Annotated in this window: 11 protein-coding genes; 3 read left to right on the top strand and 8 right to left on the bottom strand. The window is 66.1% G+C overall.

Going from position 1 to position 11,995, the window contains the following annotated elements; translation table 11 throughout:
* Positions 1-8: 8 nt before the first annotated feature.
* The 4 genes from R2770_18415 to hrcA form a co-directional block, all read right to left on the bottom strand.
* Positions 9-527 carry a transcriptional regulator gene (locus R2770_18415; GenBank protein ID MEZ5282437.1) on the bottom strand — a complete coding sequence of 173 codons (519 nt, stop codon included), beginning with the start codon at positions 525-527 and terminating at the stop codon, positions 9-11.
* Positions 528-608: 81 nt separating this feature from the next.
* Complete coding sequence (locus R2770_18410) at positions 609-1,316, bottom strand: RsmE family RNA methyltransferase (protein MEZ5282436.1); 708 nt, start codon at positions 1,314-1,316, stop codon at positions 609-611.
* Between the two features lie 8 nt (positions 1,317-1,324).
* Positions 1,325-2,452 (bottom strand): molecular chaperone DnaJ, encoded by a 1,128-nt coding sequence (gene dnaJ, locus R2770_18405; protein ID MEZ5282435.1) that lies wholly within the window; start codon positions 2,450-2,452, stop codon positions 1,325-1,327.
* Positions 2,453-2,514: 62 nt separating this feature from the next.
* Complete coding sequence (gene hrcA / locus R2770_18400; protein MEZ5282434.1) at positions 2,515-5,205, bottom strand: heat-inducible transcriptional repressor HrcA; 2,691 nt, start codon at positions 5,203-5,205, stop codon at positions 2,515-2,517.
* Positions 5,206-5,371: 166 nt separating this feature from the next.
* Between hrcA and R2770_18395 the strand changes: the two genes are divergently transcribed.
* Both R2770_18395 and R2770_18390 read left to right on the top strand, forming a co-directional pair.
* Complete coding sequence (locus tag R2770_18395; GenBank protein MEZ5282433.1) at positions 5,372-6,355, top strand: methyltransferase domain-containing protein; 984 nt, start codon at positions 5,372-5,374, stop codon at positions 6,353-6,355.
* A gap of 53 nt (positions 6,356-6,408) precedes the next feature.
* On the top strand, positions 6,409-6,693 hold the full coding sequence (locus R2770_18390; GenBank protein MEZ5282432.1) for a hypothetical protein: 285 nt from the start codon (positions 6,409-6,411) through the stop codon (positions 6,691-6,693).
* A 32-nt stretch (positions 6,694-6,725) separates the two neighbouring features.
* On the opposite strand, the gene lepA is transcribed toward R2770_18390, so the two are convergent.
* A complete protein-coding gene (lepA, locus tag R2770_18385; GenBank protein MEZ5282431.1) occupies positions 6,726-8,510 on the bottom strand; it encodes a translation elongation factor 4 in 1,785 nt (594 codons plus the stop codon).
* Between the two features lie 135 nt (positions 8,511-8,645).
* Between lepA and rpsT the strand changes: the two genes are divergently transcribed.
* A complete protein-coding gene (gene rpsT, locus R2770_18380; GenBank protein MEZ5282430.1) occupies positions 8,646-8,903 on the top strand; it encodes a 30S ribosomal protein S20 in 258 nt (85 codons plus the stop codon).
* Between the two features lie 18 nt (positions 8,904-8,921).
* On the opposite strand, the gene holA is transcribed toward rpsT, so the two are convergent.
* Genes holA through R2770_18365 form a run of 3 tightly spaced genes read right to left on the bottom strand, consistent with a single transcriptional unit; the run spans position 8,922 to position 11,944 of the window.
* Positions 8,922-9,902 carry a DNA polymerase III subunit delta gene (gene holA, locus R2770_18375; protein ID MEZ5282429.1) on the bottom strand — a complete coding sequence of 327 codons (981 nt, stop codon included), beginning with the start codon at positions 9,900-9,902 and terminating at the stop codon, positions 8,922-8,924.
* On the bottom strand, positions 9,868-11,361 hold the full coding sequence (locus R2770_18370) for a ComEC/Rec2 family competence protein (GenBank protein MEZ5282428.1): 1,494 nt from the start codon (positions 11,359-11,361) through the stop codon (positions 9,868-9,870). The genes holA and R2770_18370 overlap by 35 nt, the downstream gene beginning before the upstream one ends.
* Positions 11,354-11,944: a helix-hairpin-helix domain-containing protein gene (locus tag R2770_18365; GenBank protein MEZ5282427.1), complete on the bottom strand. Its 591-nt coding sequence runs from the start codon at positions 11,942-11,944 to the stop codon at positions 11,354-11,356. Before R2770_18365 ends, R2770_18370 begins: the two co-directional genes overlap by 8 nt.
* Positions 11,945-11,995 lie beyond the last annotated feature (51 nt).

Raw genomic sequence — 11,995 nt, 5'->3', positions numbered from 1 at the left:
CGTTGCCCTCAGCCGCCGAGGCGCAGACCCAGGTCGGACAGCCGCGTGGAGGCTGAATCGACGCTGGTATCGAGGATGCAGGCGATGGCCCGCAGATCGTCCCGGCGGATCGTCAGCATGCGACCGTTGAAGTCTTGGCGCTGCATCTGAATCATCGACAGGTAACGCGTCAGCATCGCTGCGTCGGGCCCTTGCATCGACTCGAGACGGGTCAGATCGATGGTGACGTTGGCGTCTTCACGACTGTCGACGCCCTCGATGTCGTTGTCGTCGTCGGAACGCGGCAGCAGCTGCGACACCGGGACGTTGTAGAAACGAGCCAGGCGGTGCAAGCGCGGAACCGAGATGGCGCGCTCTCCCCGCTCGTAGGCACCTAGCACCGACGCCTTGAACTCGTGCGACGATTCGGCCTCTACATCTTGCAGCGACATCCGCTTTTGGCGCCGGATGGCGCGCAAGCGCTCGCCGACCCGCTTCCCATAGGCGGAGTCTTCTTCGCTCTCAGAGGTGAGATCGATGTCTGACATCGTCGTTACTTCCTACGTCAAACCCTCGGCTCTGGCGCCGAGTGGCAATGTGCCCGCTGATGAATCGACCAGCACCCTAGCTCACTCTGCGTGGCCGCGCACCAAATGGCCACGAATTCCGCAAAGGAGGGTCGCACCAGCCACCGCTGCAGTTTCGGCGCGAAGCACGCCAGGACCCAGATCCACTCTGTGGGCAGCAGCCTCCAACTCGGCCTCGGTCCAGCCTCCTTCGGGTCCGATGAGCAGGGTGTGATTCATCGAGGACGGAGCCTCTCCACCCTTCTGAGCGACGGCTGCACCCGCCCATCCGAGAGCCTCTGCGGCAGCTATCGGCCCGACCACCTCTGGCAGCCAGACCCGACGCGACTGACACGCAGCGCTTCGAGCGACGGCATCGAGACGCTCGAGGGCCTTGTCGGCCTTGGCTTCGCGCCACCGAACCACCGAGCGTGACGACTCGATTATGGCTATGCGGTCAACGCCCAACTCGGTGAGCTTTTGGATGGCCCAGGAGGTGCGGTCACCCTTCACGGCGGTGATGCCGATGGTGATCAGGGGCGCCGGTCTCGCGACCGTGACCACGTCGCCAGCGGGCGTCGGTTCGGCGCCAAATCGCGCCGCACGCCACCGGCCGCATCCGTCGCTGACGGTAATCGCATCGCCTTCGCGCAAGCGCCGCACGCGGCCGAGATGATGAAGGTCTTGCTCGCTCAGCACCGGCTGTTCGACGTCGTCGACGAACACGTGAGGTCCGCCCGAGCCGTCGGGATGATCGCCCGGATTGGCCATTGGTGGTGTTACCGGAACGCCGACTTGATCTTCGACAAGAAGCCCTCGTCTGGGCCTTTGACCGATTCGCTTCGCAGGTCGGCCAGTTTGCGGATCAGGTCTTCCTGCTCGTGAGGCAACTTCGTGGGCACGACCACCCGAAGCGACACGTGCAGGTCGCCGCGACCGCGGCCCTCCAGCCTCGGAACGCCAAGCCCGCGCAGCCTGATGACCTCGCCGGGCTGAGTGCCGGGGCGGATCTCGAGGGTCTCGACACCGTCGAGGGTCTCCAGTTCGATCTCTGCGCCGAGTATTGCTTGTGCCACGGAGACGTCGACCTCGCAGAACAGGTGGTCTCCGTCGCGTTCGAAGCGCTCGTGCGCCTGAACCTGGACGTGCACGTAGAGATCGCCCGGTGGGCCACCGCGCTGGCCTACGGCTCCCCTGCCGGTGAGGCGCAAGGTCGAACCGGTGTTGACGCCCGCAGGCACCCGCACCTCTAGTTCCTCGTCGCTGATGATGCGCCCCTCGCCGCCACATTCGCGGCACGGGTCGGGTATCACCGTTCCCTGACCGTTGCATTCGGGGCACATTCCGGTGGTGACCATCTGGCCCAGGATCGACTGTCGAACCTGGCGCACCTGCCCCATGCCGTTGCATGTGCCACAGGTAGCGACCGAACTGCCCTCGGACGCACCTGAGCCATCACAAACCTCGCAGCGCAGGGCAGTGCGTAGAGAGATGGGCATCTCGGCGCCGAACACCGCTTGCTCGAAGGTCAGCGTCGCAACGACCTCTTGATCGGCGCCTCGCGGCGGGCCGGCGGGGCGACCCCGACCAGCGCCGCCACCGAAGGGGTTCTGACCGCCGAAGAACATCTCGAAGATGTCGTTGATGCTGCCGAATCCCTGGCCACCGAAGGGGTCGAAGCCCGCTCCTACACCAGCCTCACCGTAGCGGTCGTAGTTGGCGCGTTTGTCAGGATCGCTCAGAACCGCGTACGCGGTCGAGACCTCCTTGAACTTGGCCTCGGCCTCTGGATCGTCTGGGTTGGCGTCGGGGTGCAGCTGTCTGGCCAGCTTCCGGTACGCCTTCTTCAGCTCTTCGGACGTGGCGCTGCGCGATACGCCGAGGAGTTCGTAGTAGTCACCGGACACGCCAGCAATTGTGACAGCTAATCGAACCAGTCCCTACCCAATGGCAGATCGCGAACCGCGATTCACGACTCTGACAGAGACTCGCCAAGGGTTTCGCTGACCACATTCACCGCCGCCAGAGCCCGCGGATAGTCCATACGGGTCGGACCCAAGACGCCAACCGATCCGGCGCGTTGACCATCGACCTCCAACGGTGCCAGCACGACCGAGCACTCGGCGAAGGGCAGCCCGGTCTCTGACCCGATCGCAACCGATAGGCCACGATCGAGCAGGTCCTTGATCATGGTGACCACCACGAGCTGCTGCTCGAGGATGGTCAGAACACTGCGCACCGTCTCGACGGCCTCGAACTGGGCTGCCATGTTGGCCGCGCTGCCCACGAACACCTGCGACCCGTCTGAGACCGCACCGATGGCCATCAGGGCTGCGTCGACCACGGCGTCGGTCGACTCGTGACCCGTTGGAATTCGGTCGAGACGTGCGGTCGGCGTTTGGCCGATGAGCAGCTTGGACAGCGCCACGGTGGCAGCCCCTGCCGCTGCGTCGTCGACAGTCTCGGCCACCTCGAAGTCGTGACGTTCGACCGTGCCGCTGGACAGGACCAGAACCACCAGCGCCCGACCAGGGGCAAGCAACACGACCTGTACAGACCGAATGGTGGCCGGGTCGTGGCTGGGGCCTACGACCACACCGGTATAGGGGGTCAGCGACGAAAGCAGCTTCGACGTGCTGCGCAGGCGGTCTTCGATTGCACCCTGGGCCAGCATGAAGAAGTCGCGTACTTTGCGGACCTCGGTGGGGGCCAGAGACCCCTCGCCGCCCATCTGGTCGACAAAGTAGCGATAGCCCTTTTCTGTGGGCACCCGCCCGGCGCTGGTGTGGGGCTGGTGGAGGAACCCCAGGTTCTCCAACGCCGACATCTCGTTGCGAATGGTGGCCGACGAAACCCCCAGCCCGGCTTCGCGCACCAATGCGCCCGAACCGACGGGTTGCGCGGTGCCGATGTACTGCTCGACCACAGCGCGCAGCACCGAGGCCTTGCGATCGTCGAGCTCGTCGGAATCGTGAACGTCGGCTGCCATGACTGTCCTACCCTCCCGGTGATCATAGAAGGATCGTGGCCCGAACCGCCGGGGCCGCGGGCGGCGGGTCCGGCCGCACAGTGGCAGCCGGACCCAACACCCGCAGTTGATGCCCTTGTCGTGACCTTCCCAGTAGGGCGCCCGCAGCTCGCGCTTGAGCACCTTCATGGCACCCGACAGGGGCAGCGGCTCGGCGCGGAACTCGACGCTCTTGGGCACCTTGTAGCCGGCGATCGACTCGCGGGCGTAGGCGATGATCTCCTCGGCGGTGACCTCGGTGTCGGGGTTGGGCACGATGATGGCGTGCACCTGCTCGCCCCACAGCTCGTGAGGAATGCCGATGACGGCAACCTGGGCCACGGCCGGGTGGGTCGAAATCGCCGACTCGACCTCGGCCGAATAGACGTTCTCGCCGCCCGACACGATCATGTCCTTGACCCTGTCGACCAGGAACAGATAGCCGTTCTCGTCGAGATAGCCGGCGTCGCCTGTGTGGTACCAGCCGCCGCGGAACACCTCCTCGGTGGCTTCGGGCTTGTTCCAGTATTCGATCATGAAGTTGCCGGCCTTGGCGCAGACCTCGCCGATCTCGCCCTGGGGCAACACGTTGCCCTCCTCGTCCTGAATCGACAGCTCGACACCGATGACCGGCTGGCCCACAGAGCGCAGGCGCGGGCTGCCGGCGACGTGGTCTTTGCCGCTCAGGAAGGTCAGCACCGCAGATGCCTCGGTCATGCCGTAACCCTGGGTCAGCTCGACTCCTGGAAGGTCGGCGAGCAGGCGGTCGAGGATGGCAGCGGGCATCGGCGAGGCCCCGTAGGTCAACTTCTGCCAGCTGGCCAATTTCTCGGGTGAATAGTCGGGGTGCTGCAGCACCATGCCGATCATCGTCGGCACCATGACCGTCTGCGTGATCTGCTCGGCCTGGGTCAGGGCGATTACCCCCGCCGGGTCGAACAGCGGGATGAACACCGTGCGGCCCCCCAACGGGGCTATGGCCAAGATGCCAACCATCGATGCGGCGTGGAACATCGGCGTCTGCATCAGATACACGGCATCCTCGTCGATGCCGCCCAGGGCCACACCCGAGTGATACACGTTCAGCATCTCTGCACGCTGGTCCAGCAGCACACCCTTGGGCAGGCCGGTCGTGCCACCCGTGTACATCAACACCACCGGCGAGTCCTCCTCGGGCTCTTCGGGGCGCGTGGGGGTGGCGTCGGACAGCAGGTCCTCGTACTTGGACGTGTGAGGAACGTCGCCATCGCCGATCAGCACAACGTGGCGCAAAGGGCTGTCGCCCGATTGGGTGATGGCCTGGTCGATCAGACCCGCGAAGAACGCATCGACGAAGATGACCTCGGTGCCAGAGTCGCGGATGATGTAGTCGAGTTCCTTGCCCGCAAGACGCAGGTTCAGCGGGTTGATGACGCCGGCGCCAAGGAACGCCGCGTGATAGAGCTCCTCGTATTGGTGACCATTCAGCGCCATGACGGCGAACCGATCGGTGGGGCCTACACCGAGGCGATTGGCGAGCACATCGCACAGGCGAAGAACACGATCTGCGTGTTCTCGCATCGTGGCTCGATACCCGCCCGAGACCATCACCTCCTTGTCTCCGTACTTATCGATGGCCGGATAGAAGATGCGCGGATAGACGAGTTCCTTCATGCACAGATCATAGGTGGGTGTGACCCATGTCGCTCCTGGCCGCTGGCCGATTCGGTCGCGTAACCGCGACTGCGTTGGGGCGTCTCGAGGGTCGAAGGACAGGAGAAGCCCAGTGACAGCCGCCGACAACCCACGGGCGCGAGATTCGAGGCGCACGAGCCTCCTGATGACGGCCGCCGGGCACGTCCTGCGCAACTCGGGCCGAGTCGCAGAAGCTGAGGAGACCTACCGCGAAGCGGTCTCGTTCGACACGGCCAACACCGCGGCGCATCACTTCCTCGGCGACGTACTCGCCGACCTGGGACGCCATGACGACGCGCTCAGCGCCTACTCGACCGCTGCCCAACTGGGCGGGTACTCGCCTCGTGAGGCCGACATCCTGGTCAGGCTGCTGCATCACGCAGGCAAGCGAGACGAGGCCATCGGTGTGGTCAGTCGCTGGGTCGCAATGCACCCAGACGACCCCATCGGGCGGCACATGCTGGCAGCGTGCGGCTCGGCGCCGACACCAGAGCGGGCCGACGACGACTATGTGACCGTTCTGTTCGATGGCTACGCAGCCTCGTTCGACCAGTCGCTGGGCCGGCTGGGCTATCGCGCTCCAGAGCTCGTGGTCGACGCTGTTGGCGAGGCGGTCGGGGATGCACGGGCCGACCTGCGCGTGCTCGACGCCGGATGCGGAACAGGCCTGTGTGGCCCGGGCCTGCGGCCTTTCGCCCAGACCCTCACGGGGGTCGACCTGTCGGGCGCCATGTTGCAACACGCCCGCGAGCGGGGTTGTTATGACGAGCTGATCCAAAACGAGCTCACCGGTTACCTCGGCGATGGCCCAGATCGATTCGACGTGATCGCGTCGGCCGACGTGCTGATCTACTTCGGAGATCTGACGGCCGTGCTCGGTGCTGCGGCATTGGCGCTGGCGCGCGGAGGAACGCTGGTGTTCAGCGTCGAAGCCGACCCCTCACCTGAGGCCGCCTACTCGCTGCAACACCACGGCAGGTTCGCCCATTCGCGCGAGCACCTTCGTGGTTCGATCGCGAAAGCCGGGCTCGACCTGGTGGCGTTGTCGCCCGACGTCTTGCGCAACGAAGGTGGCCAACCAGTCGACGGATTCGTGGTCACAGCGTACAAGCCTCGTCCGCAGGCGTAACCGTCCACCAGCACGGTCGTCATGCACGCAACCAACCCCCAGATCGGAGACTCATGAGCACCGAATTCACCAAGGAAGACGTAGAGAGCCTGGCGGCAAAGCTCGACAGCCTCGATCTGACCGAGGCCGAACAGGCGGTGCTGGGCGGAATACTCGAGCGGGCCGCTGCTGCCGACGACGAGGTGTCGGGGTTCTCGTTCGACGGCAAGGGCTGGGGCGGTCGACCCGACGGCGGCGCCCAGCGATGGAAGATCGAGGAGGGCGAGACCCTCAAGCTCGGCGACGGATGGAAGGTCGACTCTGCCAAACTCGGCGGCTCGCTGGGTCTCAAGTGGTGAGCGATTGAACGCTGCTCGTTAGGCGCTGTTGGCTAGTCGTCGAGCTTCAGCGCCGACACGAACGCTTCTTGAGGCACCTCGACACGACCGATCGACTTCATGCGCTTCTTGCCCTCTTTCTGGCGCTCGAGGAGCTTGCGCTTGCGCGTGATGTCGCCGCCGTAGCACTTGGCCAGCACGTCCTTGCGCTTGGCCTTGACCGTCTCGCGGGCGATGATGCGGCCGCCGATGGCAGCCTGGATGGGCACATCGAACAGCTGGCGAGGAATCAGCTCGCGCAGCTTCTCGGCCATCCGCCGCCCATAGTCGTATGCCTTGTCGGTGTGCACGATGGTGCTGAAAGCATCGACCGGCTGGGCGTTCAACAAGATGTCGACCTTCACCAGCTTGGCCGCCTGGTAGTCGGACGGCTCGTAGTCGAGCGACGCGTAGCCCTGGGTGCGGCTCTTCAGCTGGTCGAAGAAGTCGGTGACCACCTCGGCCAGCGGAATCTCGTAGGCCAGCTCGACCCGCTCGGGCGACAGGTACTCCATGCGGGTCATGTTGCCGCGACGGCTCTGGCACAGCTCCATGACCTGGCCGGTGTAGTCGGTGGGCGTCAAGACGCTGATCTTCAGCATCGGTTCTAAGATGACTTCGACGTCGGACATGTCGGGCAGTTCGCTGGGGTTGTCGACCGCAATGACGTCGCCGCCCTTGGTGGTGATGCGGTATTCGACCGAGGGTGCGGTGGCGATCAGCGCCAGGTCGAACTCGCGCTCGAGCCGCTCGCGCACGATCTCCATGTGCAACAGGCCGAGGAAGCCGGTGCGAAACCCGAAACCGAGGGCGCCCGAGGTCTCGGGTTCGAACGTGATCGACGCATCGTTGAGCTTGAGCTTCTCGAGGGCCTCGCGCAGGTCGGCGAAGTCGTCGCCCTCTACCGGATACAGACCACAGAACACCATCGGCTTGGGTTCCAGATAGCCGGGCAGTGGTTTGTCGGCGCCCTTCGACGCCGTTGTCACCGTCTCGCCCGACTTGGCCTCGCCGACGTCCTTGATACCCGCGATCAGGTAGCCGACCTCGCCTGGGCCCAGGGTGTCGACCTTCATCGGCGCGGGCACCCGAACGCCGATCTCCTCGGCTTCGTGAACCCCGCCAGCCTGCATGAACCGCACCTTCTCGCGCGAGTGCATCTGGCCGTTCATCACCCGAACCGACGACACAACACCGCGGTACTGGTCGAAGTAGCTGTCGAAGATCAGGGCCTGAAGCGGGGCGTCGACATCGCCCACGGGCGGCGGGATTCGCTCGACGATGGCATCGAGCAACTCGGGTACACCCTGGCCCGTTTTGGCGCTGATGCGCAAGATCTCGTCTGCGGGGATGCCCAGAACCTGCTCGATCTCGCCGGCGTACAGGTCGGGGTCGGCGGCGGGTAGATCGATCTTGTTCAGGCAGGCGACGATCTCGAGGTCGTGTTCGAGGGCCTGGTAGCAGTTGGCCAGCGTCTGGGCCTCGATGCCCTGGGCCGCGTCGACCACCAGCACCACGCCCTCACACGCGGCCAGCGAGCGGCTGACCTCGTACCCGAAGTCGACGTGGCCGGGGGTGTCGATCAGGTGCAATACGTGGTCGTTCCAGTTGACCCTGACGTTCTGGGCCTTGATGGTGATGCCGCGCTCGCGCTCGATGTCCATGGTGTCGAGGTATTGGGCGCGCATCTCACGGTCGGCCACGGCGTGGGTCAGCTCGAGGATGCGGTCCGAGAGCGTCGACTTGCCGTGGTCGATGTGGGCGATGATCGAGAAGTTGCGTATGCGCGACAGTTCCATGGGCGAAGCTCCATGCTAGTGACTGGGCGGCGAAGTGAGGGTGGCGTTGCCTGAGGCTTTCGCAACCGCTATCTTTGACGGGTCCGTGCGCGTAGCCGCGCGCCCACCTCCGCACTCCGAGACGAAGAGACCGCAGTGGCCAACATCAAGAGCCAGATCAAGCGCAACCGCCAGAACGAGACCCGCCGCGAGCGCAACAAGGCCGTCAACAGCGAGCTGAAGACGCGCGCCAAGAACGTGGTCACCGCCGCCGAGGCCGGCGAAGGCGCCGAAGACGCTTACCGCCTGGCCCAAAAGCGCATCGACATGGCGGTGTCCAAGGGTGTTCTGCACAAGAACACGGCCGCTCGCCGCAAGGCCCGCCTGGCGCGCAAGGTCAATCAGGCCGGCTAGCACTCCTGCCGGCGTCGGTCAGCGCCGGGCCGCCAGCTGAGCCAGCCGAGCGGTCAAGATCTCGACCACGGTTCGCGCCTCGAGCGCGGAGTTGCCCTTCAGATCCAGATCGGCGCGCGCCAACAGGCCGATCGCCGACCTGATGGGTTCTGACCCCAACCGTCGGGTCTGCGTCAAGGCCTTCTTGGCCGGGAAGGTCGAACCCTTCATGCCCAGCAGTGCCGCGGCGGCCTTGTCGTCGCGCACCCCACTGCCGTCGAGCATGAGCATCCGCTCGAAGTGGCGGTGCAGCACGGCCATCACCTGCAACGGGTGCATCCCGCCGGCATCGAGCATGCGTGCCAGCACGCCGAGCGACCCACCGATGTCGCCCCTGTCGACCGCGTCGGTGAGGTCCCACACCGGCACCGAGCCGGCGTCACCCAAGAACGGCGCCACGTCGTCGACGCCCAGTTTCACGCCAGGCCCAAACGCCGACTCGAGCGTCGCCAACAGGCCCCCGAGGCGGCCCACGTCTTCGCCGAGGTGATCGGCTATGAGCTTCTTGGCCCTGGGTTCGAGCGCCACGGGTGAGCTGGCCATGCGCTCGTCGAGCCACCCCTGCCGGGCCCGCGCCTGGGCTGGTGCCGCCGTCGAGCGTTTCTCGCCGCCGGCGGACTTGATGGCGTCGGTGAGGCGCTTGGGAATGCGGCCCGATCGCCATTCGACAACCACGGTCGACGTATCGAGCGGGTCGCCCAGGTATCTGACCATCGGATCGAGCTCGTCGGCGGAGAACCTCTCGAATCCGCGAGCCACCACGATCCGCCTGTCGGACAAGAACGCGATGGTGTGGGCTGCGTCGACGACGTGCTCAACCGTGTACTCCTCGCCGGCGAGTTCGTCGACCAGCAGGGTGCGATCACCATCGCCTACGAGTTCGTTGACCAGCTTGGTCAGCGACTCGGACAGCAGCGACGGATCATCACCGTTCAGCAGGTAGATCGGCTTCGACTTCATCTGCGCCGAACCTACCTCGCCGGTGCGACACTCGGCGCGACAACCAGAACACACCAATACCCACCAGCGCGGCGACCAGCTGACGCCAACCGATGTGGGGCATTGCGCTATCGGCACCCAGCCGAGCCACCATCGCCACCCAGCCCGCCATCATTCGGGTTGGAACGTGCAACGCATTGGCTGCGGGCACCGGCAACCACCCGGCGACCATGCCGGCGGTCGACCCCCACACCATCAGGGGCGCCGCCACCGGACCAGCCGCCACGTTGGCGGGAAGCGCTGCCATGGGCACCGGACCGAACGTCGCCAGTTGCACGGGCGCCACGGCCAGCTGCGCCGCGGCTGTAACGGCAATGGGCTGGGTCACCGACGCAGGTCCGGGAAGCGCCTTCTCCAGCCGCCCGGCCAGCAGGACCAAACCCAGGGTCGCTGCCACCGACAGGCGAAACCCAACCGACCACGCCAGCAGCGGATCGATCATCAACAACGCCCCGACCACCAGGGCCAGCAGGGTGAAACGGCTGCCGGGACGATTCGGCACCGGAGAGACCACAGCTACGCCGGCCATGACCACAGCCCTGACGACCGATGGTTCCCACCTCGTCAACAGGCCGAACCAGGCCAGCACCGCAAGCAGAACCACCGACCTGGTGTGGCGCGACGCACGTTTCAGCAAGGGCGCCACGAGCCCCAACACCAGCACCACGTTCTGCCCAGACACAGCGGTCAGGTGCGACAGGCCGCTGGCGCGGAAGTCATCGACCACATCGTCGGGCAGGTCTCGGTCGTCGCCCACCGTGAAGCCGAGCAGCAGGGCACGTTCCACCGGGCCCAGCCCCGATGCGCCCTGGGCCAAATGGCTGCGCACAGCGTTGGTCGAACGCCACCACCAGCCGATTTCGTCGCCGGTTCGCCACAGCACGGTCGCGTCTATCCGGCCGACCAGATGGCGCGACAGCGCCCAACCCGATGGCCCGTCGAGGGGCTCCACCGAGCCGCGGATGCCTACCTCTTCACCCACTGCGGCTTGCTGCAGAACGTTCGCCGCACGACCGAACGCCCACACCTGGTAGCGCCCGGCCTGCCATCGCACTTCGGCCGACACGCCCGCGCCGCGGCGTTCGGGGTCGGACACCAGTCGCACGCGCCCGTCGAACTCGCCTTTTGTGGCTGGACTCAGGCCGTGCATGGCCTTCGCCGAGAGGTCGCCCGCCGAGACGAACAGCCCCACGGTCAGCAGGCTGGTCGCCAGCAATCGGCGCCGCCTCGGCGAAGGCACCATCAAGACTGCGACGGCCCACGCCGCGACGCCGAGCGCGCAGACGAACATCGCCACCGGAACCCGCGTCGACCACGCCACGCCCACGCTCACACCGGCGGCGGCCGCTGCGGCCTCGGAGGCGGTGAAACCGGCGATGGGCAGGGGCCGCAACGCCCCGAAGCGCAAGGGCTCAGACACGGGCGTGGTCTCGCAGGCCGTCGATCTTGGCCGGCCCGATGCCGCTGACCCGGTCCAGATCGTCGACCGAACCGAAGGGTCCGCCAGTCTGTCTTTCGTCGACGATGGCTGCAGCCAGAGCGGGCCCGATGCCGGGAAGGGCTTCCAACTCGGCGGCGGTCGCGGTGTTGATGTCGACCGGAGCGCCGCCTTCGGCCTGGGATCGCGCAGGGTTTGGAGCAGCCCCCGGTGCCTCGCCGATCACCGGCACGTGCACCCGGTCGCCGTCGTGGAGTACCTGGGCCAGGTTCAGGCGGTCGAGATCGGCGGTGTCTGCGGCACCGCCGGCGGCCTCGACGAGGTCGACGAGACGCAGGCCCGGTTCCAGGCGGTATACGCCCGGGTTCGCGACCGCTCCGGAGAGGTGTACCACCACCTCGGGTTGGGTTATGTAGGGCTGGTCTTGTGGCAGCGTCGTCGACGCCCTTGGCAGCTTCGATTCGGGGCGCGCAGCATCAGATGGCCAAAGCCAGAGGACCAGAAGAGCAACAACCACGGCTGCCGCCGCGGCCAACACCGAACCAGGCTTGATCTCGCCCGGCATGAGGACTCCCGACGGTTGGACTACGTCAGGGGGAAGGTGCAGGCGAGCCTA

It is taken from the genome of Acidimicrobiales bacterium, from assembly GCA_041394185.1.
GTDB lineage: Bacteria > Actinomycetota > Acidimicrobiia > Acidimicrobiales > Poriferisodalaceae > JAAETH01.
This window is presented reverse-complemented; position numbering and strand designations above follow the sequence as displayed.